At 43.1% G+C, this 20,469-nt stretch carries 24 protein-coding genes; all 24 read left to right on the top strand.

Annotated elements, in window-relative coordinates; genetic code table 11:
* The first annotated feature begins 2 nt into the window (after positions 1 to 2).
* The 24 genes from FC07_RS10295 to FC07_RS10190 all read left to right on the top strand — a co-directional run bounded on the left by FC07_RS10295 (position 3) and on the right by FC07_RS10190 (position 20,458).
* Positions 3 to 1,037 carry a phage major capsid protein gene (locus FC07_RS10295; protein ID WP_083483283.1) on the top strand — a complete coding sequence of 345 codons (1,035 nt, stop codon included), beginning with the start codon at positions 3 to 5 and terminating at the stop codon, positions 1,035 to 1,037.
* A gap of 77 nt (positions 1,038 to 1,114) precedes the next feature.
* A complete protein-coding gene (locus tag FC07_RS10290) occupies positions 1,115 to 1,522 on the top strand; it encodes a head-tail connector protein (protein ID WP_057905024.1) in 408 nt (135 codons plus the stop codon).
* Positions 1,515 to 1,919: a putative minor capsid protein gene (locus FC07_RS10285; RefSeq protein WP_057905023.1), complete on the top strand. Its 405-nt coding sequence runs from the start codon at positions 1,515 to 1,517 to the stop codon at positions 1,917 to 1,919. Before FC07_RS10290 ends, FC07_RS10285 begins: the two co-directional genes overlap by 8 nt.
* The gene (locus tag FC07_RS10280) at positions 1,916 to 2,332 is read left to right on the top strand and encodes a minor capsid protein (RefSeq protein WP_057905022.1); all 417 of its coding nucleotides are present in this window, start codon (positions 1,916 to 1,918) and stop codon (positions 2,330 to 2,332) included. Before FC07_RS10285 ends, FC07_RS10280 begins: the two co-directional genes overlap by 4 nt.
* 6 nt (positions 2,333 to 2,338) lie before the next feature.
* Positions 2,339 to 2,773 (top strand): hypothetical protein, encoded by a 435-nt coding sequence (locus tag FC07_RS10275; protein ID WP_057905021.1) that lies wholly within the window; start codon positions 2,339 to 2,341, stop codon positions 2,771 to 2,773.
* An 11-nt stretch (positions 2,774 to 2,784) separates the two neighbouring features.
* Positions 2,785 to 3,630, top strand: coding sequence for a phage tail tube protein (locus FC07_RS10270; protein ID WP_057905020.1), 846 nt, complete (start codon positions 2,785 to 2,787; stop codon positions 3,628 to 3,630).
* Positions 3,631 to 3,722: 92 nt separating this feature from the next.
* The gene (locus FC07_RS10265; protein WP_057905019.1) at positions 3,723 to 3,995 is read left to right on the top strand and encodes a hypothetical protein; all 273 of its coding nucleotides are present in this window, start codon (positions 3,723 to 3,725) and stop codon (positions 3,993 to 3,995) included.
* 83 nt (positions 3,996 to 4,078) lie between these two features.
* On the top strand, positions 4,079 to 4,672 hold the full coding sequence (locus tag FC07_RS10260) for a hypothetical protein (protein ID WP_057905018.1): 594 nt from the start codon (positions 4,079 to 4,081) through the stop codon (positions 4,670 to 4,672).
* Between the two features lie 9 nt (positions 4,673 to 4,681).
* Positions 4,682 to 5,353, top strand: coding sequence for a Gp15 family bacteriophage protein (locus FC07_RS10255; protein ID WP_057905017.1), 672 nt, complete (start codon positions 4,682 to 4,684; stop codon positions 5,351 to 5,353).
* A 14-nt stretch (positions 5,354 to 5,367) separates the two neighbouring features.
* On the top strand, positions 5,368 to 11,967 hold the full coding sequence (locus tag FC07_RS10250) for a phage tail tape measure protein (RefSeq protein ID WP_057905016.1): 6,600 nt from the start codon (positions 5,368 to 5,370) through the stop codon (positions 11,965 to 11,967).
* Positions 11,968 to 11,972: 5 nt separating this feature from the next.
* A complete protein-coding gene (locus tag FC07_RS10245) occupies positions 11,973 to 12,794 on the top strand; it encodes a phage tail domain-containing protein (protein WP_057905015.1) in 822 nt (273 codons plus the stop codon).
* An 18-nt stretch (positions 12,795 to 12,812) separates the two neighbouring features.
* Positions 12,813 to 13,997 carry a prophage endopeptidase tail family protein gene (locus FC07_RS10240; RefSeq protein ID WP_235807500.1) on the top strand — a complete coding sequence of 395 codons (1,185 nt, stop codon included), beginning with the start codon at positions 12,813 to 12,815 and terminating at the stop codon, positions 13,995 to 13,997.
* Positions 13,960 to 14,631: a collagen-like protein gene (locus FC07_RS16090; RefSeq protein ID WP_057905013.1), complete on the top strand. Its 672-nt coding sequence runs from the start codon at positions 13,960 to 13,962 to the stop codon at positions 14,629 to 14,631. The genes FC07_RS10240 and FC07_RS16090 overlap by 38 nt, the downstream gene beginning before the upstream one ends.
* A 13-nt stretch (positions 14,632 to 14,644) precedes the next feature.
* Entirely contained in the window at positions 14,645 to 14,911 is a 267-nt protein-coding gene (locus FC07_RS10230) for a hypothetical protein (protein ID WP_057905012.1), read from the top strand.
* Between the two features lie 3 nt (positions 14,912 to 14,914).
* Entirely contained in the window at positions 14,915 to 16,006 is a 1,092-nt protein-coding gene (locus FC07_RS10225) for a phage baseplate upper protein (RefSeq protein ID WP_057905011.1), read from the top strand.
* A gap of 113 nt (positions 16,007 to 16,119) precedes the next feature.
* Positions 16,120 to 16,572: a hypothetical protein gene (locus FC07_RS10220; RefSeq protein ID WP_057905010.1), complete on the top strand. Its 453-nt coding sequence runs from the start codon at positions 16,120 to 16,122 to the stop codon at positions 16,570 to 16,572.
* A gap of 33 nt (positions 16,573 to 16,605) precedes the next feature.
* Positions 16,606 to 17,061: a hypothetical protein gene (locus FC07_RS10215; protein ID WP_057905009.1), complete on the top strand. Its 456-nt coding sequence runs from the start codon at positions 16,606 to 16,608 to the stop codon at positions 17,059 to 17,061.
* 18 nt (positions 17,062 to 17,079) lie between these two features.
* Positions 17,080 to 17,454, top strand: a complete 375-nt coding sequence (locus FC07_RS10210) for a hypothetical protein (protein WP_057905008.1) — start codon at positions 17,080 to 17,082, stop codon at positions 17,452 to 17,454.
* The gene (locus FC07_RS15660; RefSeq protein ID WP_083483281.1) at positions 17,454 to 17,585 is read left to right on the top strand and encodes an XkdX family protein; all 132 of its coding nucleotides are present in this window, start codon (positions 17,454 to 17,456) and stop codon (positions 17,583 to 17,585) included. Before FC07_RS10210 ends, FC07_RS15660 begins: the two co-directional genes overlap by 1 nt.
* Positions 17,586 to 17,814: 229 nt before the next feature.
* Complete coding sequence (locus FC07_RS15900) at positions 17,815 to 18,072, top strand: hypothetical protein (protein ID WP_155797769.1); 258 nt, start codon at positions 17,815 to 17,817, stop codon at positions 18,070 to 18,072.
* Between the two features lie 50 nt (positions 18,073 to 18,122).
* Positions 18,123 to 18,404, top strand: coding sequence for a mechanosensitive ion channel (locus tag FC07_RS10205; RefSeq protein ID WP_155797768.1), 282 nt, complete (start codon positions 18,123 to 18,125; stop codon positions 18,402 to 18,404).
* Positions 18,401 to 18,631 (top strand): phage holin, encoded by a 231-nt coding sequence (locus tag FC07_RS10200; protein WP_057905006.1) that lies wholly within the window; start codon positions 18,401 to 18,403, stop codon positions 18,629 to 18,631. The genes FC07_RS10205 and FC07_RS10200 overlap by 4 nt, the downstream gene beginning before the upstream one ends.
* Entirely contained in the window at positions 18,631 to 19,572 is a 942-nt protein-coding gene (locus FC07_RS10195) for a GH25 family lysozyme (RefSeq protein ID WP_057905005.1), read from the top strand. Before FC07_RS10200 ends, FC07_RS10195 begins: the two co-directional genes overlap by 1 nt.
* 187 nt (positions 19,573 to 19,759) lie before the next feature.
* Positions 19,760 to 20,458, top strand: a complete 699-nt coding sequence (locus FC07_RS10190; protein WP_057905004.1) for a hypothetical protein — start codon at positions 19,760 to 19,762, stop codon at positions 20,456 to 20,458.
* Positions 20,459 to 20,469: the final 11 nt, after the last annotated feature.

Genomic DNA, 20,469 nt, shown 5'->3' with positions numbered 1-20,469 from the left:
AAATGGCAGATCCAAACTTTGATCCAGATAACGTAACAATTGAAAGTGCGCGTACTGGTGAAATTCCTAATGTTATTTCAGACCAGATTATCACTGATGTAAAAACTGGCTCGCAATTAATGCGGTTGGCCAAAGCACAACCCATGACGAAAGAGCGTGAAAAATTCACATTTATGTCTGGTGTCGGGGCTTACTGGGTTGATGAAGGTCAGAAGATCCAAACGTCTAAACCAACCTTTATGGAGGCTTGGATGGAAGCACACAAGATGGCTGTTATTATCCCGACCACTAAAGAAAATTTAAAGTATAGCGTGACCAACTTTTTTAACATGATGAAGGCTGAAATTGCTGAAGCATTTTATAAGAAGTTCGATCAATCCGCATTATTTGGTGGTTCAGATACACCTTTCCGTCAAAGCGTGATTGGTTCAGCGTTGTTGACGAAGCAAACACTGACAGAAACGGATAACAAATATGATGATGTATCGGATGCCATGGCCTTTCTTGAAGCACAGGACCTGGATGCTAATGGGATTGCTGCACCACGTTCGGAACGTGTGAAATATCGTTCCAGTAAAGATGGTAATGGTCAACCTATCTTCAACGATGCGCACAGTAACACAGTGGCCGACGTGTTAGGATTACCAATTGCTTGGGCTGCTAAAGGCTCCTGGGATAAAACAGCCGCCAGTGAAATCCTAGCCGATTGGAACAGCGTTTATTACGGTATCTTATCTGGAATTGAATATGAAATCTTAACTGAAGCTACTTTGACCACAGTCCTTGGTGAAGATGGTTTACCAATCAACTTGGCTGAACGTGATATGGCTGCTATTAAGGCAACTTTTACCCCAGCCTTTATGGTGATTCGGGATGAAGCTGTAGCAGCTATTACGCCAGCGACAACCACTGGTAAGGCCAATGCAAACCCAGCCCGTCGTAAAGTAACCAAGAAGGGTGATCCAGCAGCACCTCAATCAAGCGCCGCACCTGCTAGCTCTGCTGCACCAGATTCAAGTTCTGCACCGGCAAAATAACGGCCCCGTCAGCCATAGCAGCGCAGGCGACTGATGAAGGGGCGCTGATCACCGCAAAGTAACAAGGAGGGATGACAATGGCAGAGCCGTTAATTGAGCGTAAATACTACGACAATGTATTCCACGGCCTGGATCCAGGCAAAATGGACTGGGACCGTTTAGAATATCGTGCTGAATTGAAGTTGAATGAGTACACGCAGCATTATTTTAGCCAGCACACATTAGCTGATTTGCGCTACGAGTCAGACCGTGAAGCTGTGAAGCAGGCGTTGTGCTTGCAAATCGAGTATTTTATCACACTTGGCGATATCAATGAACTTGGCCGGCAAGCTGGGGCCATTAAAACAGCGTCTGCGGGTAAGTTTAGCTATTCGAAGGATAGTGGCTCCCGACCAAGCCGAGCTACTGCCACGAACTCGCTAGAGGCTATCAACGCATTGCGTGATACTGGTTTGCTATTTAGAGGAGTTGGACAATTTGGATGATATTGAAGCAATGCCATTAGAGATGTTGATTCATAGCATCAAGGTCAAGCCGTATCAATCGCTGGCGAAGTCCAACTGGCAAACTGGCGATTATGCGCCTGCGGGGACGGCCGTGGCGACTGCTGACAGTGATGAGATCACGATTCAGCATGTTTTGATTCAACCGGATACCAAGAAGGTGTTGGCGAACGCTTCGAATAATACTAATGTGTACACGAGTGTTAATGTGCATACGTTGTTTATTGATCGTGTTAACTCTGACCCAGCCCAGGCATTACAACTACAAGATGCAGTGACTTGGTTAGAGACTGGTCAAACGTTTAAGGTATCTGAAGTAGTCCCGATTTATACGTTTAACCCAACGCAACCACATCATTGGGAGGTGACGCTGGAATGATCATTAATGTTGCTGTGGATTTTGGTGCACTTACAGCGTCGTTTAATCCCTTAACGGTGGCTAATGTTGCGGCGGATGCTGTATTGGTAGTGTCAGAAGAGTATGTGCCGCAATTAACGGGTGACCTGGCAAAGAGTCATACTAAAACGCAAGATACCAATGCTGTTTATTTACATTGGGACCGTCCTTATGCTCGCTATGTCTACGCTGGCAAAACAATGGTTTATCCAGTAGGTACGCCATACGGTTGGCAGGCTAAAAAGGGCGTCAAGAAGGTAGCGACTGAACAAGGCTTGAACTACACCAAGACCTATCACCCAAATGCCAGTGCACGATGGGACCAGGTAGCTTTGGCCAGTAAATCAGGTGCTGCTTACGTTAATCACCAAGTAACTGCGACAATTGTGAGGTGAGCATAATTGAATACGAAAACGTTAGACGTGGACCAGGCGGTATTGCAATACCTAACGGATCACGTCTCTTTGTATGCACCGATTCGTAAAGCTGGTGTCTATGAGAACGGCAATACGATCACTTATATCATGTCGCCTACTGGTGGTCGGCAACGGTATTTGAATGGGCGTGTGAAGCGTTCTTATTCGTTTACGATTGACGCCAAGCATCTCAGTGAACCAATCGCAACGGATACGCTTAGCCAGATGATGACCGTCATGGAACGAGCAACAGGCTTTGCCATTAGCAGCCGGAACAAGTCGTTCCAATTTCAACGCGCTGAAATGATTGCAACACCGGCCGATGTGGCCAATGTACAAGACATGGATGATCAGCAGACCACATCTGATATTTATTCTGTGGTTCGTGCGGTCTTTCGTGTCGACATCATTATTAATTAGGAGGAACCAACATGGTTGATACACAAACAAAGTACGGCCCTACGGATAACGTCGATTTCCGAGGGAATATTGCACCAAACTTTCTGGATGAATACTGGGTGGGCCTTAAGCCGCTACAACTTGGTGACCCAATCTTATGGGCTTACCTCGGGGATGGGATTACTGGTGTCACACCCAAATACACCGATAAAAAGAAAACCGCTGCCTATCAAGATGGTGGTGGTAATGAACAAACCACCGTAACTGGTGTTACTGAAAGTTATGACATTACCGGTGATCGTTCTATCGGTGGTATGGCCCAAGATTTGATTGCATCACTGAAGTCTAAGGTAGGTTCTCAGCGTGAAATGTGGTTCCGGAAGAATCATTATATTCAGAACAATGATAATTCTTTGACTTTAGCCACTACCGAAAGCGGCTTATCCACCATGAGTGATATTGATGATGGTGGTGGTACTGCCGATGATAATGGGAGTTTCAAAGCGACTGCTACGTATTTGCAAGCGCAAGACTCCAAAACGGATTTGGCAGGACTTAATGAAGTCCTAACCCAGACACCTTGTCAGAACTCAGGTATTTTAGGCGTGCCATTACGTCAACCACAAGAAGACGGCACCATTAAAACATATGAACCGGTTGCTGCAGCATCTGCTTCTCTTGATGGTGATGTTGCTAACAGCCGTCCTGCAACACTTAAAGAATTGCAAGGTCGTTTAGGCATGACTGCTGTTGCCGCTATGCAATCGGTAGGTAGCTCAATACCCGATCCAAGTGTGACTCAAAGCAATGATGGGTCTAATCCACCAGCCGACAGTACAGGCACCACTGGAGATACTAAAACGGACCCAAAACAGTAGCCCCAACGGACGTGCAGGCAGCACCAACCGATGAAGGGGCCATTGTTACTGCTAAGTAGTTATTTGGTTGAATACGAAAGGAAGTCATTATTATGGCAAAAGTTTTACGGATTTATAAGAAAGGTACAACTGATGTAGCGTTTACTGGGGATGATACAACGGTTACAATTACTGGCCTAACAGCTGGGACGGTCGTAGCCGCCGGTGATTACCAGATTTCACGCTACGACGCTGATACTAAAGAGGAATCAGCGATGGTGGATGTGCCTGGCTTTACAGTCAATACACCACCTGAAGATCCTGATAAAGTCAATGCAGCACCAACTGATGATGGCGCTACTGTAACTTCCGACGCCTCTAAGTAGTAACACATAACACATAAGCACTAGCTAGGCCGGGTGACCGGCCAATACATAGCACCACAATAACAATCTAGGAGGAATCAACCATGCAACCCATTAAATTAGAAGTACCTGCAACACGCATTAAATTCAACATCGGTGGTCAAATCTACACCATGTCACTGGCTGATAAGAGTATGGCCAGTGTTACTGGCGACTTACAGATCATTGAAAGTAACGAAATTGCTAACCAACAGAAAATGGCTGAAATGGCTGCTCAGCTCACCAAGCAAAAGGATGACCTGCATCAGCGGGCCATTAAGGCTGAAGAAGCGGTACAAAATGGGGATGCTGAAACCAATGCTTATCCGTATCAGGAGATGATGAAAGACTCTCATGAGTTGGATAATAAGTGCCGGCAGGCCATCTATCAGGCTGAGAAAGAGGCCAATGAATACGCTATTCAACACTACTCACCATTTTTGGATAAGGCCTTTGGTGCTGGTTCCGGAACAAAACTATTTAACCAGCTGCATCAATCCACTAATGCCCTAGCTAAGTTGGTCACTGAAATTGTGATTCAACTGAAAAATCAAACGAATATTACGGATCATCGAACTGCATATCTCAGTAAAATTGCTAAGCTCAAGGCGGTAAAGGAAGAACAAGAATCTGAAAAGCAGCGCGACAATAACAAGTAAGGACTGATAATGATGAATCTCACAGCACTAGACGATGACACAATTACTTATAAGGGCCAGCTGTACCATCTTGACCTGGATTATCGGCTGGTGTTGGAATACTTTAGCTTAATGCGTGATAAGGGCCTAACCGTACCAGAAAAGCTCGAATTAGCGCTAAAAATGCTAGTTACAGATTCAACTAGTCAGCTTTCATTGCTGGATCAAGATGCATTGTTACAACTGATATTCAGCACTTATATTTATACCAATAATGACCAGCGTCGATCAGAGTTAATGCCTAGTAAAAAACAGGTATTCGACTTTGATCAGGACGCTGGTTTAATTTATGCCGCCTTTTTGCAACAATATCAGATTGACTTAAAGACAGATGCGTTAACGTGGCAGGCCTTTAATGCCATGTTGGACGGTTTGAATGACGATACTTTTTTCCGGAAGGTGGTCAATTATCGGGTGATGGACATTCCTAAAGATGCGCCGGATGACGCCAGTGATGATGCCAAGCGACAGACCAAGAAGTACCAGGACTATATCCGACAGATGAAGTTGCTGTACAGCTTGGATCCGTTGAAAAAGGAAGGTAAGCTAACGGACGCTGAAGTTGGCGCAATCGTGGCGCCTTTGGATATGCCACATAAGATGTTGAAGATTAAGGAGCTCCGTGAAGCCGGACGCTATTAGGAGGTGAGTAAGACATGGCAGAAGATAACGTTGTAACAATCAAGGTTGAGGCGTTGACTAAGGATGCGCTGAAGGGCGCTAATGATTTAGCTAAAGCCTTTGAGAAGATTGGCAACACCACCAGCTCTGGCGCTGGCAAGGGACTTGATGAGTTAGGTGAGAAGTCCAAAGAGGCTACTGAATCTACGGAGAAGTTAACCGAAGCAGAAAAGAAACAAACTGAGGCGACTAAGAAATCTGGGGATGAGTCTAAGAAGTCCGCTAGTCAAACAGAAGACGTCGCCGAAGCGACCAAGAAGTTAGCCGATAACGAGGAGCAACAAGCAAATCAGGCTAAAAAAGGCGCGGATAGCACCAAGAAACAAGCTGACGCCACTAAGAAACTAGGCGATGAGTCTAAGACCGCTACTGACAGCACCAAAAAATTAACTGATGCTGAAAAAGGTGAAGGTGATCAGGGGCAACGCAATACCAATAGCACTGAAAAGCAAGCCCAGGCATTGGCCAAAACGCGTACTGAACTTACCTCACAGGTTACGGCTTATCGAAACGTTGCTACCGCTCAAGAAACGCTGGGGCTTAGATTATCTAGCCAAGTTACCAAGCTGGCTAGTTTGCGCACGGAATTAACCTTAAACAGTGCCAAGATGAAAGAACAACAATCAACCATTGTCAAACTCACCGAAGAGCATGGTGCAGAGTCCCAAGCGGTGGCAAAAGCTAAAGGTAAGTATGCGGAACTTGTATCGGAACAAACTAAACTGGTAGCCGAATCCAGAAACCTTGAAAAGGCAGTTGGTGGATTATCGCCAGAAATGGCAATGGCCGCTGACAAGGTAACGCTGTTAGGTACGCGGATGAAGGACGTTGGCACCAAGATGGGTGAAGTTGGCTCTAAGGCCACCATGACCATGACAGTGCCAATCGTCACAGCCGCCGGCGCGGCTACTAAAGCCTTTATTGATTTCGATAGCCAGATCAAGGCCATGGGTGCATTGCTTGATGATGGGCATACCAGTGCAGCTCAAATGAGCAAGCAGCTGGATAGCTTAGGTGCGGCCAGCAAGAAGTGGTCCACTGAATATGGTATTTCCACCACGAACATCAACAACGGGATGACCGAATTACTGAAGAAAGGTTATTCTTACAACCAAGTATTAGGCGCTATGGGGTCAATCCTCAATGCGTCTAAAGCTTCCGGAGAAGACTTTAATTCAGTGATGAAGGTTTCCACCGCCACGCTAGAACAGTTTGGTCTGAAGTCGAATAATACGGCCAAAATGATTCAGAACACGCAGCGAGTAACCGACAGTTTAAGCTATGTGGCTAACAAAACGTCAGCAGGCTTCGGTGACATGGGTGAAGCCATGGAATACGTTGGGCCAGTAGCGCATGGCTTGAATATGAGCCTGGAACAAACTTCTGCGGCCATTGGCTTAATGTCTAACCAAGGGATTGAAGGCCAGAAAGCTGGGACTGCGTTACGTGGTGCATTAGATCAATTAATGAATCCAACCGCACAGAACACAGCGGCCTTCAAGAAAATGGGCGTTAGCGTTGAAGATTTTAAGAAAGGCACACTGACGTTGCCTGATATGTTGGACAAGATTAAGAACAATACCAAGGGCTGGACGGCTGAAAATCGGCAGGCCGCTTTATCACAGGCTTTTGGTGCCGAAGCTCAGGCTGGAATGAACATCTTAATTCAAGAAGGTGGCGACAAGTTGCGTGATTTAACTGCGCAAACTAAAGGCGCTACTGGATACACAAAGAAACTGGCTGACACTATGAACAACACAGCTAAGGCCAATGTGGATAAATTTCAACAGTCACTGCATGTGTTAGCAATTGATGCCGGTCAGCAGCTGCTACCGCTAGCCACTGATCTATTGAATGATGCTAAGAAGCTGGTTGATTGGTTCAACAGTCTGGATAAAGGCACCCAGAAGATGATTATCAACGCGGCCTTAACAGCTGCCGCAATGGGGCCTGTTTTGTCAATGACGAGTAAGCTGACAGTTACTATGGATGGGCTAATTGAAAATGGGCCTAAACTGTTAACTTGGTTAGCACAATTGAGCCCAGGCTTCAAAGGAGCTACTACTGCCGGAACACCGTTAGCAGCTTTGCTTGAAAATGTAGGTCTAAAGTCAGCGCCTAAAGCAGCTGGTGCCATTGGAGAAGTGGCTGAAGGCGCCGCTGGTGCAACACCTGAACTATTGGGGTTAGGTGGTTCGTTTAGCGCAGCAGTTTCTGGATTAGGGTCATTAGCGTTAGCGGCTGCACCTGCGGTTTTGGCCATTGGTGGTGTTTCAATTGCCGGCTATGAATTATACAAGTCGGCGCAAAAGCATGAGGCTGCTGTCGAAAAGACGAAGAAGTCAGTTGATGAATTCGGCGTTGATATTAGTGCCAGCTCACAAAAGGCCATTAAGTCATACAATGATTTACATCAAACGGCCGTTAATGATATGGCGCAGCTAGATACTGCTACAGTTAGTCAGTCACAAAAGATTTCTGCTGATGTTGTTAGTAAATACGGTCAGATGGCAGACAAAGTGATTGCTAAGTTTGAAGAGACCAAAACAAAAGGCCAAACAGCGCTTAATGAATTGGCCGCATCATTTGGACCTGCTGGGTCTGCATGGCTATCCAATGTCACAACTTCAATGAATGCACAAACTAATAACACCGTTTCTAAGTTGCAAAAGGCTAAGAAAATGATGTCGGATTTGCTTGCATCAGTTGGTGGTGATTTCAGCAAACTGACCAATGAACAGAAGACGCAACTGCAAGATGCTGAAAACACCATTGATCAAGAGACTTCTGTATTCGGATTGGCTTACAAAGACCAGTTGAAACTACAGCAAGCCTACGCTGATCAGCATGGTGATTTGACCGAAAAAATGCTAAAAGCTGACTTGAAGAAGTCAAAAGATTCATATAATGATACGACTGCTGCGGCTAAAAAAAGTTACAGCAGTCAACTCAAGACATTAAAAGACGCCCGTAAAAACCAGGAAATTACTGATGAACAATATAATCAAGCCAAATCTTTATTAGATGCTAAGCGTAATGAACAGGAAACAAAGGCTGGCCTGGAATGGGTCAACACACAAAAGTCTATTTACGATCATTACAATAACAACGGTAAAGAGAGTCTGCGACTGCATAAGTCTATGGATGATGAATTTACCCGTGAAATTACCGATGCAAATGGTAAGAAGGAAAAGCTTTACTGGGATGACGTTACTCAAAGCGAGGTTAGTGCGGCCGAGTGGATTGAAAATCACAAAAAGGACAACGCCAAATACATTGAAGACCAAGAAAAAGCCCACGGTACGATCAAAAAGCAACTAGAACAGTTTCAAACTGATCAAAAGAAAGCCTACCAACAAATGGGGCTTACTGATATAGCCGCTGAAGCCCAGGCAAAGGTTGATGCGGATAACTTAGCTGCTCAAATGACAAAAACTGGGTCTGAAGTTAGCAAAGCAGCTGCCGGCATCCACGATTCCTTTATTAAAGGCTTAAAAAATGGAACAGTTGGTAATCCCACTCAAATTGCAAAACAGTGGGGTCTTGATATTACCAATGCTACTCAAAAGGTTGATCTCGGTAAGTACGGTACCAAGACAGCTCAAGACTTTTGGAATGATTTTAGTTCCGGTTCTCAAACGGGCTATGAAGAAGCAAAGGTTTATTTTGAATCGCAGCTACAAGGCTGGCAAGGTGAAAATGACAAGTTAAAAGATATTGGCAAGTCTGGTATTGCTCAATTGAAAGCTGGCTTAAATGCAGGGGTTGTTACTTTAGCCCAATTGAAACCAGTATTTGGCAACCAGATTTTAAGCCTGTTCCCTAAAGACTTGTCTAAAGCCAGTGACCAAGAAATTGCGACCCTAAAGTCTGGCTTGGAATCTGGAACGGTCTCTCTCAAAGTTTTAAAGAACCGATTTGGGGATGCTATTTATGATTTATTTCCTAGTGATCTGTCTTCGTTGAGCAAGCAAGAAATTAAAACTTTACAAGATGGCTTGCGTAATGGCACAATCAGCACCGCTGATTTACAGAAGAAGTACGGCAAGGATGTTACTAAAATCTTTCCAGACGATTTATCGTCCCTAAGCAAGTCCGAATTGAAGTCAATTCACGATGGCCTGCAAAATGGGTCAATCCAACCTGAAGAGTTGAAAAAGAAATATGGACCGCAGTTTGAGAAAATCTTTAAAACCGATTTGACGAAACTTGGTAAAGCGAATATTACAACTTTAGCCAATGGCCTAAAGGCCGGTTTGCCAGAAGCGCAGTCAGCAATGGCCACTATTTCAAAAATGGTTGGAACTAAGGCCACGGTCAACTTAAAAGGTGTTGGTAAGGTTAACATTGCCAGCTTGGTTAAAGGATTAGAATCCGGAAAAATATCAGTAAGCCAATTTGATAAGGCTCTAACAGATCTCATCAAAAAACAACTTAAAGGCGATAACAGTAAATCAGGTAAGAGTTCCATTGATAGCTATAATAGTGGGATGAAGAGTAAAAAAGGTGAAGCACAAGGTGCAGCAGATACCGTTCGCAATGCAGCTACACAACATCTAACACCAGATGGTCAACCCTATAGCCATGGTAAGAAACATGGTAGTGATTTTAGTGCCGGTATTTTAGCTGAAAATGGGTTAGCTTCTGGTAATGCAACCACTGTTAGAAACAATGCAGCACATGCATTAACGCCGACTGATGAACCTCATCAACACGGTAGTACAACGTCTAAAAGATACGGACAAGGGATTTATGATTACAGTTACTTACCAATCAATATAGCAGGAGCAATTGTTGCGGGTGTGAACTCCAACTATAACGAAGGCATCAAAACATCGAATGATCTATCTAATAAGCTAGGCGGAAAAGGTAATGTTTCTAATAATACCGTTTCAACCAAATCAGGACGCGTTTCAGGATTCGGTGGCGCATTTGGCGGTTATGCCCACGGAACCGTTGGTACTTTATCAGCTCCGGAAACGGCGATTGTTGGTGATGGGTATATGCCTGAATTAATTGACTACGGTAATGGTGCATTGGCAATGTCGCCATCTATTCCAACGATGACACAACTACCTGAAGGTGCACGTGTGTTCTCTGGATCTCAAACGAAACAAATATCAGATATGATGGGCAAGGTTGGCATGCCACTTTACGCGAAAGGAACTGGTGCAAGTGTAATAGACTGGATCACCAATTTATTTGGGGATGCCTACAAGTTCATGACACATCCATTTGAAAACTGGAATAAGTTTGTCGATAAATCATTTAATATGAGTGATTTTTCAGGTTCTGCAGGTACAGCAAATGGACAGGCAGCTAAGGGATTTGAAAAGAAACAAACAAATTGGCTAAAGACGCTGATTGACTTACTGATGTCTGAGGGTTCCAGCGGTTCTGGTTCACGTGGTGAATTTGTTAGAAAGGTCAAGGCTCAGGAAGGTAAACCGTATGTTTGGGGTGCCACGGGGCCAAACTCATTTGACTGTTCCGGCCTGATTATGTGGGCCTTGAAACAGGTTGGGGTCACCTATCCTCACTTTTCTGGCGCGCAATTCGCCCGCTCACAATCTATCTCTGAAAAAGAGGCCAAGACTGGGGACTTAGCATTTTACGGACCTGGTGGGATTGAGCACGTGGCCATGTTTATTGGTGGCAACAAGACTTTTGCCGCGCGGGACCCCGCTACCGGTGTGGGTTATTCAGCGTTGCATAATAACTTGCCATTTGCCGGTTTGCGGCGCATTAAAGAACTGAATGATGGTTCAAAAGGTGGCAAGTACAACGAGAGCATGATCAAAGAGGCTGCCGAAGCAATGCACGTTCATGTCACGTCGAGCGACATTGCACGGATTCAGCGCTTGATTCAAGGCGAATCTGGTGGGGTTAGCCAGTATGGAATTGATGATCATGATGGTACTGGCCCTGCCAAAGGGATTCTACAGTTTAAAGATTCAACCTTCCGTGCTTATTCAGTTGGTGGTAACAGTATGGACCCTATGTCAGCGCTCAAAGCTTTCTTTAACGATAGTAATTGGCGTAGCGACATTGCCTACCATGGTTGGGGACCAACTGGACATCGGCGAATGGCTGAAGGGATGCATGTGACTCGACCAACACAGGCGTTGATTGGTGAAGTGCCTGGGCAAGACGAATTTGTCATTAACCCTTGGCGACCATCAGCGATTAGTTTGACCAATGGGCTACTGGAGCGCATGCAACAAGTTCAGCCGGCGGCCGTGCCTCAGTTGAAATTACCTGGGGCCGAAGTAGATCCGACTGGTACTGTGATTAGCACGGTAACACCGGAAGCGGCTTCCGGATTTCGCGCAGTACAAGCGACAGCGCCAACTGGTGTAACAAATAGTAGCAACACATCAAGTAATTCAGCAACTGGCCAAGCTGTGACGGATAAGCTGACCAGTGCACTGAATGCGTTTAGTGAAGCTTTATCCGGCGATGTAACGGTCAATATGACGTTGGATAGTGGTGTGATTGCTAGTGAAACGTTTCCGAAGATGCAGTTATTATTGAATAAGTCAGTACGAATCCAACAAACAAGAAATGGGTGGTGATGATAATGGGAACAGTAATCGTGCAACGGTCTGATGGGATAACCTACGACTTAAACAAATTAGGCATGCGCGTGATCCAATTTGAGCCCCCTAGTGCCAATTATCAACACACCAGTGAGGCCATTGGAACTTATGGCGTCGTTGATACAGGGACCACAGTTGGTGCCTTACAAATACCATTTAAGCTGGACGTTTTCGCAGAAGATCGTTATGACGTGATTTTGCAACGTCGGGCTTTTTTTGAAGTTTTTAGTAGCATGGATCCGTTCTATATTTACGATTGCCGGCAGTTAGCTTTGCGCTGGAAGGTTAAAGCCGAACAGCAGCCGTTTGGCTTTTACGACAATTTTTATATGGGTGGTGACATTAGTTTTAATCTAATCTGCAATGATGGCTACGCTGAAACAGCGGCCACATCGTTGAATGCTTTTGATGGTAGTAACACTGGGTGGGGTTTTGGTATGGGCCTACCTGATAATGTGGCACTACCGTACAGTTGGCACAATCAAGCAACGTTTAAGGTGCTGAATCCTAGCAGTATTCCATTACTGGCCGAGGAGCGACCGGTGCATATTACTTTTAAAGGCAAGGCTAGTAAGTTAACAATTGAAAACACAACGACGAGCCAGACGTTTGTCTACAATGCGGCTATTGACGACACGTTTGAGTTATTTGGTGCATGGCCACTGCTGAACAATACGCCGGATTTTGCCAATGGTAATCATGCCATGATTGATCTGGCTAAAGGCTGGAATACATTTAAGTTAAGCGGGTATCAAGGGGACTGTGACGTCTCGATTGATACCCGTTTTTATTACAACGGATAGGAGGGATGTAAATTGATTGTGATTAAGGATTTGTTAGGCAATGAGGCGCCGCTGATTAAAAATGGCAGTCAGCAATTGAACGTTGATCTAATGCAACCGACTCAGCTACAGTTTACTGCCTATGAATGGCCAGAAAACTTAACTGGATTTTCGATGATTAGTGAACTCTGCCTATTTCAATTGGATGGTGAATGGTATCGGGAAACAGATCATTCATATGTGAAAATTGGGAATATTCAGACCTGCCAAATTACAGCGTTGAGCGTTTTGCATGATCTAGCATTTAAACGTATCAAAAATGATTTCTCGAATAATACGAAAGATGATACCAATCAGACAGTGACATTGAAATTGGATGACATGATGAAAAAGTTAGTGGAGAATACAAAATTTACGTATACGATTCACGATGATTACGGCAATCACTCACACTACTTTTCAGATGCTGTAACAGGTACTGCATTAGATATACTGTCAAACACTATCCCTGGCGCGTTTGATGTTGAGTATGCTTTCAGTAATTATCATATCGACATTTACCATAAAATTGGAAAAACAAAATCATTTGTTTTCTTGGAAGGCGCAAATGTAGGACCAATTACACGGCATTACGATGATACAACAATCACGACGACCATTCATGCTGACGGTAAAACAGACGATAAAACACAGAAACCCACAATCGATGTTGATTATGAATCCCCGGCAGTTAAGCAATATGGATATCCAGAAATTGCTGCCGAAGAATATAGTAATGAAAACTGTACTGATAAAAATCAATTATTGACCGAAGCAAAGACTAAGCTACAAGATTACCCACTATTACAATTGAGTATGGATTACCACCAGTTTAGAAAAGGTTCAATTGGTTCAAGATTTAATGAGAGTGTATCTGTAGGCAATAGTGGTTTTATTCGATCTCGGTCAGGATTAGATGTAGAGTCTCGGATTACAGCTATGGTGCTTTTTCCTGGAACTAGTAAGACTCCGCAGGTAACAATTGGCAATGTTATTGGAAATTTTGCCGCTACAATTGCAAGACTAAAGTCTAATAAGGCCAGTGATAACGTTTTGAAGATTATCAACAAACAGGCTACTCAATTACAACAACAAATTAATTTGCTTCAAAGTATGAATGCAAATATGTGGGAAGTAGGTGAAATCGATGACGAAGGTAGTCCAGTATCCGGACAAGTCGAATAACCCAGCATTTGCTTTTACAATTGCTGACGACACTGCGATTTTGCATTACACGGAGTCACTACAAAATTTTGTCAGTACTCACGGACCATTTATCTTCAATGCAATCAAGGATTTAATACCGACATTACAGGGTGAGCCTGGTGCGGCCGGAAAAAATGGTGCTGATGGCAAATCAGCGTATGATTTAGCCGTTGATAATGGCTTTAATGGTACGGAAACCCAGTGGCTGGCTAGCCTGAAGGGCGCTAAAGGTGACACTGGTGCAGTTGGACCTCAAGGACCAACCGGAGCCACTGGTCCGCAGGGTCCGGCCGGTAAAGATGCAGTTAGCCAAATCTTAGATACGCGATCAACTAATCAATTGCCTGGCTGGTATCATACTAATAACCCTAAAAAAGTTGTCACTGAATTTAAACAGACAGCTGCTATTGGGATTACACAAGCGCTAATGCCATCTGGTCAAACACTTGGTACTTATTGTAGTTTGACAACTGAGACTCCTTGGAGTGATTCTAGTGGCGGATCAGTATTTCAGACAGCCAAGTTGATTAATCAAACGCGTCCGGTTGTGCTTATCCGTGTTGGCACGTCCGACACAGCCTGGTCGGCTTGGGAGCTAATGACTACGTGGTAAGGGGGGTCAAATAATGTTAAAACTACACACTGACGATTTTTCAAATGCACTTGACCGTGATTTCAGAAAAGAACTCATTGAAAATTTTAAATGGCTAGAAGATTATTGCGACAATCCAGGCTATCTTACTGACTATGCAAAGAAGAATGATCTTAGCAATCTTGCGACCAAGCAAGATATTACCGATCTTAAAGCGATGATTCAGCGCGTTACTTTGGGTACTGATGAGCCAACAATTGAAGCCAAAGTTGAAGCAGCATTAAAAGAAAGGGGGCTTTAAAGAATGGAAGTGTTAACTTATCGCATTGGAAAGGATAAGCGTAGCCTGGTTGGCCCAAGCGATTCTATTACGTCAGATCATGTGCTTAATTGGTCTGGCTCTCAAGATAATCTGTGGGTGCAAGGCCGTCAATATGAAGAAGGCTTACGACAGGTATTGGTTAATGTGCTTAATAGCGATGGCACTGTTTATAACCTAACGGGATTTAATTATATTTTTGAAGGATTCACGCCAGATGGAACACACCGTATTTATGATTCCAAGCATGGCATTGCAGTAGACCCGGTTAATGGACAGTTTCGATTTGATTTCCCAAAGCAGGCATTTGCCACGGCTGGCAGTTATAAGCAAGCATTTTTCCGGCTTATGAAGGACGGCCAAAGTGTTACAACTCTTGAATTCGATATGACCGTGCTATCAGATATGGTTATTTCTGGAATTGTGCCAAGCACGTATATTTCTCCATTGGACGATATTTTGGAGCAATACTATAAGAAATATACAGATGCTGATGCTGATATTTTAGCAATTAAGACAAAATGGGAAAAGACTATTGGCGATGCCTTTGACAAATGGACGAGTGATTATAAATCTATTGAAAACACCGTCACCAATTTGCAAACGCAACTGCAAGTTTTAACGGCAGAAATCAAGTCAGATCAGATTGTGACTATCCCAATGATGCAAGGCTGGATAGATAAAATCGCAAATATAATTGCAAATATGCATGTGTTGACAACCCTTAAAGTCGGGCGCATGACATTGGCAGATAGTGACAATATTTACCCAACTATCCATGCATACATTTATCAGTATGGCGCTGGTGTTGCACAAGCAAATATTGACATTGGCGGTGGTTCAACAGTTTACGACATTCCCGTGCGAGCTGAGCGGCTAACGCCAACATCTATTAATATTTATATTGATTCAGAGGCCGCTAAAAAATTATTTAGCGGTTTTTCTATGGTCGATAATCCGGAAGTTAGTGTCGATGGCAGCTTTGCTTATATCACATCGGGATCTTATGGATTGGCAATTGAGGCTAAAGGGTCGGCAGTTACAGGATTCACAGTTGATTCGGCATTTAAAATTTAGGAGGTAAAATAATGACAAATCGCAAAATTAATTTAGAAATTCTGGGGGGGGGAGCTAGCGCCCTCTGATGACACGGTTTTAGCTTCCTTTCAAAATGAAGGGGGGCTTTTTTGATGGCAGATTTAATTACAAAAGGAATGCCAGATTGGCAAAAACCAATTAACGATTTTGCAGCCAAAAATGCAATTGTTGTTAGTCCATGGAGTACAACAGGCATCACGTATACAAATGGCTTTGGGCCAGATAGCGACACAGCAAATGCATTGCACTATCGCACCGTAGATCAAGGCTCACAGCGAACTATCCAATTTGCTGGATGGATTAAAAATCCAGCCTTAGTGAAGAGCCAAAAAATTACATTCGCTAGTATTCCCGTTAGCCTATTTAAAGGATATACAGGGTTGATTCAGCAATATGAACGCTACGCACAAGCCTGGAGTGACTTACAGGTGGCTGTTGGTATTGACCCAGCAACGGGTGAATTTAGCTTTCAAAATCGAGCTACACGAGATACTGGTGCCTTTGGAGCTGGTGGACTGGAAATCAATTATTCCGTTACTTGGTAGCAATCTGGCATTCCTAACTAAGGAGTGCTAAAAATGACAAAATACGAAATTGTAAAAGGACAACCTGATTGGCAAACACCAATCAATAATTTTATGGCAGATAACATTATCACAGATACCGGTTGGCAATCGGCTGGTGTGACGTATTTAAATGGGTTTACAAAAGATGCTGTTGATCCTGTTGAGTATAGGGTGCTTAGCTTTGGGCCAGTAGTAATGTTTTGGCTAAAAGGATATATCAAGGGCGTTAAAAATTTCTCGACACCAACGGCAGTGTGCAAGCTCCCGACAAATATGACAAATTTTATTGATGATGTTAATTATTATGTTGGATCAGTTCTCGGGCGGTGGACATTTGGCGGCTCTAACGTGGCTATTCGTGTTGATTTTGCATCGGATGGTTCGCTGTCAGTGTGGCCAATGGGGGCACCAGCAAGCATGTCAGATAATGTTTATTTGGATTCAGCTTACATTTGCACCAAACTTTAGAAAGAAGGTAGTAAAAAAATGACACAAACAGCAGTATATATGTATGATCCAAGCACATTCGTATTTACTGGGTCTAAGTTGGTAGATGATGGATACCAAGTACAAGAAGGCGAAACTACGTTACAGCCAACTGATGGGTTGTATCAACCGATCAAGTTTTCTAACGGCACTTGGGTAGGAACGCCGCAAGCTGACTGGGAAACACAACAAAAAGCTGACTACGAGGCTTATATCAAGGCACACCCAGAAGAGGCTCCAAAACCAAGTGCAGACCAGCAGGCGCTAGCCCAATTAGCCTTGGTAGTGGCGCAAAATAAAACTGATCAAGACAAAGCTAACGCTCAATTACTACTAGCCACCGCAACATCACAAATTAATGGAGGTACAAAATAATGGCAGATATGGTTAAAAACTATTACAAATTAGGGCTTTACACAAACGACAATTTAAAGGTGTTTGTTCAGGCGGGTTATATTACTACTGCTGATTTCCAAGATCTAACGGGTGGCGTTTACAGTGCATAGTAAGGGAGTGTAATCAATGGGTGCGTTTTGGAAAATTTTCAGTATTTTCTTTTTTGCGATGGGGTTTTTAGTTTTAGCTGTTTTATTTCTTGTTTAAGATATAAAATGAGTTTCAATTTAAAGTTAATGAACTAAAAGCAAAAATAACTGATATTCCAACTGTTTTCGTGAATGGTTGGGAAAAACATTATGTAGCGTATTACAATATAATTTTGTAGAACTTTCAATTTTGAAATTGAACATTGAAATAGTTACTAATGAAGATCGTTTAATTTTTGGAGATTTTGCCATCATACCTAATAATTTGAACGATTTTGATATAAATGGAATCTATCCAGCTTTTGTTCAAACATCAAATGAATGGGTAACGGTAAGTGTTGAAGATGGCAAAATTAGTTTTATAAACAATAGAAAAATATTAAACGGTAGTACGATTTTAATTCGTGAAACTTGGATAAAACAGAATACTATTGATAAGCACTCTTAGCGGAGTGTTTTTATTTTGTACGAAAGAAGATGAGGTGATTGGGGCCACATATGATTTTGGGCTATACCTTTCAAGAGATTGGTTCTCTTTGTACGATGGCGGGAGTCACCGGTGCTTTTATCGGATTTGTGTTTAAGCTTGCTACGGCTGATATGGTCCGTAGCATCAAGAATTTAACTGACACGCTGAAGCATCAGGATGATCGCATCTCCCACATTGATGAGAGACTGGATGAACATGAAAGGCGATTAGAAACACACGATAGATTGTTAGATCGTCACGATGAAAAATTTAAAACATTGTTTAATCAACGGAACAAGGAGGCTGAATAATGGATTGGAAAGCACGAGTCAAAAACAAAACGTTTTGGGTAGCATTAGTGCCAGCAGTGCTGTTGTTGTTGCAAGTTATCGCGGTGCCGTTTGGGTATAAGCTTGATATTGTTATTTTGAGCAAACAACTTTTGGGCATCATTAATGCGGTATTCGGCGTGTTGGTGATTCTAGGTATTATTGCTGATCCAACAACAACTGGTATTACAGATAAGGGGGCAAAATAATGGGTTTAAAATTCATTGATGTGTCATCAAACAATTCCATCGCAACTGCCGGGATGGATGGCGTAGATGGTGTAATTGTTAAAGTCTCTCAAGGAACCGGCTATGTCAATCCTGATGGCGATCCACAGTATCAATTAGCTAAATCGAAGAAACGGCTATTAGGTTTTTACCATTACGCCGGCGGTGGCGATCCTGTTGCTGAAGCTAATTATTTTTACGCAAATGCTAAGAACTACTTCTATGAGGCTGTTCCGTGTCTAGACTGGGAGGAGTTCCAAAATTCTGCATGGGGAAGCACAACTTGGTGTGAACGGTTTATGAGCAGAATTCACGACTTAACTGGCGTATGGCCATTGCTGTATACCGGAGACGAGGGCGTCGATCAAAATACAAGATTAGCAGCTAAATGTGGGCTATGGTTCGCCGGCTATCCTGATAATCGTGCCAATTGGAACGTTCCTGGATTTAATTACAATATCAGTCCATGGAAGTCATACACTTTATGGCAATTTACATCATCTGGCGGTGTATTGGATCGTGAAATTGCCGCTGTTGATGCAGCTGGTTGGAAGAAAATTGCTAATCCTGGCAAAAAGGCCGCTGCTAAACCAGTACCGAAACCGGCAGCTAAACCAACTATTTCCAAAAAGGAAACAGTTGCCAAGGGCTGGAAGGACGCACTGGGTGATACCTGGTACAACGAAAAAGGTAAATTCAAGCTGGCACAAGATATCAACCTGCGTTATGGTGCAAAAACAACGTCCTCATTGATTGCTACGCTTAAATCGGGCTCAACAATTGAGTACGACGCGTTTAGCCATCACAATGGGTATGTCTGGTTGCGTCAGCCGCGTGGCAATGGTAAGTACGGCTATCTAGCCAGTGGCACTAGTAACGGTGTCAAACGCACATCATCCTGGGGGCTTTTCTCTGAAATTTAATAGTATAGCTTCAAATGACGCTCGTATCTCTGATGAGGTGCGGGCGCTTTTTTTGTTCGCCTTTTAATGATTAAATCAATTAATAAAATTAGTTAAAATAACTATTATTGCACGTATTGCACAATTTGTTGAAAAAACCGTATAAAAGTTGTAATATATAGGAAACTAATAAAGAACGGAATGATTAATGATGGAATCAGATGAAACATTCACAATTCAAAAAGTTTCGGCGCAACAATTGTTGATGAAAGAATTTTCGATGGTACAGCGTGTTATTTTAGGTAATGTTATTCAGGTAGGTTATCAAAGCTGTAATGACTTTATGCAGAGCAGTAAAATACCTTTATTTTTGAAAATGGAACGAGCTAGTAAACTCATTCCAGAAATTAAAAATATGGCAGTGGAATATGCTTTAATGCAAGCTTGCAATAAACAGTTAATTCCGCTAAAGTGGAGTCTTGAACAGACAAATAATATCGCATTGAAGTACTTAAAGTTGAAGTCGTTAGATGGAAAATGCATTTTTACGGTTAATCAAACCAGTTGTGCCGGGAAAAGAAGTAGGCATGCAAAATTTCGTGAGGAACTAGATTTACCATTTCAGTCTTCATTGAATTTATTTCCAAATGATGATACACATCAATTTATTGTGGAACCAGATTTTGCTTATTACTGTGAAATAAATCATGGCTATCGTTCGGAAACGCCCCTATTTGCAGTTGTTGGTAAACCTGCTGCTCAAAATGGATGGTTAGGTCAATTATCGTTATTGGGACAAATTCAATTGCTTCCTAAATCGGAGGCAGATGATACACGGACAGCGGCTGAGGATTTACGTAATTTTAATCTTTCGGATTTCCAGGACTTCATGGAAGAACATAAGTAAGGATGATCATT

It is taken from the genome of Loigolactobacillus bifermentans DSM 20003, from assembly GCF_001434575.1.
Taxonomy (GTDB): domain Bacteria; phylum Bacillota; class Bacilli; order Lactobacillales; family Lactobacillaceae; genus Loigolactobacillus; species Loigolactobacillus bifermentans.
The sequence above is the reverse complement of the archived record's forward strand: the minus strand, read 5'-3'. Positions and strand labels throughout refer to the sequence as shown.

What these genes read in the sequence shown, in the direction of transcription:
- FC07_RS10295 (WP_083483283.1), top strand. Translation starts at nt 3, where the DNA reads ATGGCAGATCCAAACTTTGATCCAGATAACGTAACAATTGAAAGTGCG.
- FC07_RS10290 (WP_057905024.1), top strand. Translation starts at nt 1,115, where the DNA reads ATGGCAGAGCCGTTAATTGAGCGTAAATACTACGACAATGTATTCCAC.
- FC07_RS10280 (WP_057905022.1), top strand. Translation starts at nt 1,916, where the DNA reads ATGATCATTAATGTTGCTGTGGATTTTGGTGCACTTACAGCGTCGTTT.
- FC07_RS10270 (WP_057905020.1), top strand. Translation starts at nt 2,785, where the DNA reads ATGGTTGATACACAAACAAAGTACGGCCCTACGGATAACGTCGATTTC.
- FC07_RS10265 (WP_057905019.1), top strand. Translation starts at nt 3,723, where the DNA reads ATGGCAAAAGTTTTACGGATTTATAAGAAAGGTACAACTGATGTAGCG.
- FC07_RS10260 (WP_057905018.1), top strand. Translation starts at nt 4,079, where the DNA reads ATGCAACCCATTAAATTAGAAGTACCTGCAACACGCATTAAATTCAAC.
- FC07_RS10255 (WP_057905017.1), top strand. Translation starts at nt 4,682, where the DNA reads ATGATGAATCTCACAGCACTAGACGATGACACAATTACTTATAAGGGC.
- FC07_RS10250 (WP_057905016.1), top strand. Translation starts at nt 5,368, where the DNA reads ATGGCAGAAGATAACGTTGTAACAATCAAGGTTGAGGCGTTGACTAAG.
- FC07_RS10245 (WP_057905015.1), top strand. Translation starts at nt 11,973, where the DNA reads ATGGGAACAGTAATCGTGCAACGGTCTGATGGGATAACCTACGACTTA.
- FC07_RS16090 (WP_057905013.1), top strand. Translation starts at nt 13,960, where the DNA reads ATGACGAAGGTAGTCCAGTATCCGGACAAGTCGAATAACCCAGCATTT.
- FC07_RS10230 (WP_057905012.1), top strand. Translation starts at nt 14,645, where the DNA reads ATGTTAAAACTACACACTGACGATTTTTCAAATGCACTTGACCGTGAT.
- FC07_RS10225 (WP_057905011.1), top strand. Translation starts at nt 14,915, where the DNA reads ATGGAAGTGTTAACTTATCGCATTGGAAAGGATAAGCGTAGCCTGGTT.
- FC07_RS10220 (WP_057905010.1), top strand. Translation starts at nt 16,120, where the DNA reads ATGGCAGATTTAATTACAAAAGGAATGCCAGATTGGCAAAAACCAATT.
- FC07_RS10215 (WP_057905009.1), top strand. Translation starts at nt 16,606, where the DNA reads ATGACAAAATACGAAATTGTAAAAGGACAACCTGATTGGCAAACACCA.
- FC07_RS10210 (WP_057905008.1), top strand. Translation starts at nt 17,080, where the DNA reads ATGACACAAACAGCAGTATATATGTATGATCCAAGCACATTCGTATTT.
- FC07_RS15660 (WP_083483281.1), top strand. Translation starts at nt 17,454, where the DNA reads ATGGCAGATATGGTTAAAAACTATTACAAATTAGGGCTTTACACAAAC.
- FC07_RS10205 (WP_155797768.1), top strand. Translation starts at nt 18,123, where the DNA reads ATGATTTTGGGCTATACCTTTCAAGAGATTGGTTCTCTTTGTACGATG.
- FC07_RS10195 (WP_057905005.1), top strand. Translation starts at nt 18,631, where the DNA reads ATGGGTTTAAAATTCATTGATGTGTCATCAAACAATTCCATCGCAACT.
- FC07_RS10190 (WP_057905004.1), top strand. Translation starts at nt 19,760, where the DNA reads ATGATGGAATCAGATGAAACATTCACAATTCAAAAAGTTTCGGCGCAA.